Raw genomic sequence first — 315 nt, forward strand, 5'->3', positions numbered from 1 at the left:
CCCCCCCCCCCCCCCCCCCCCCCCCCCCCCCCCCCCCCCCCCCCCCCCCCCCCCCCCCCCCCCCCCCCCCCCCCCCCCCCCCCCCCCCCCCCCCCCCCCCCCCCCCCCCCCTTTTTAATGACCCGGCCACCACCGAGATCTACACTGTTCGCATTTCGTCGGCAGCGTCAGATGTGTATAAGAGACAGCGCCCATGCTGCAGGGCGAATACGAGGAGGACCTGCGTCCCCTGATGTGCGCCCGCGTGATCCGCGACGGCCAGTGCGTGTTCGAGGCCCTGGCCATGAACGACGTGGTGGTCAACCGCGGCGGCAC

1 pseudogene is annotated in these 315 nt (G+C 75.2%); it reads left to right on the forward strand.

Going from position 1 to position 315, the window contains the following annotated elements:
* Positions 1–190 precede the first annotated feature (190 nt).
* Positions 191–315 (forward strand): annotated as a pseudogene (gene ppnK, locus JHD82_RS29425) (NAD(+) kinase); the annotation flags it as partial.

The organism is Delftia sp. ASV31, from assembly GCF_016428765.1.
GTDB lineage: Bacteria > Pseudomonadota > Gammaproteobacteria > Burkholderiales > Burkholderiaceae_C > Comamonas > Comamonas acidovorans.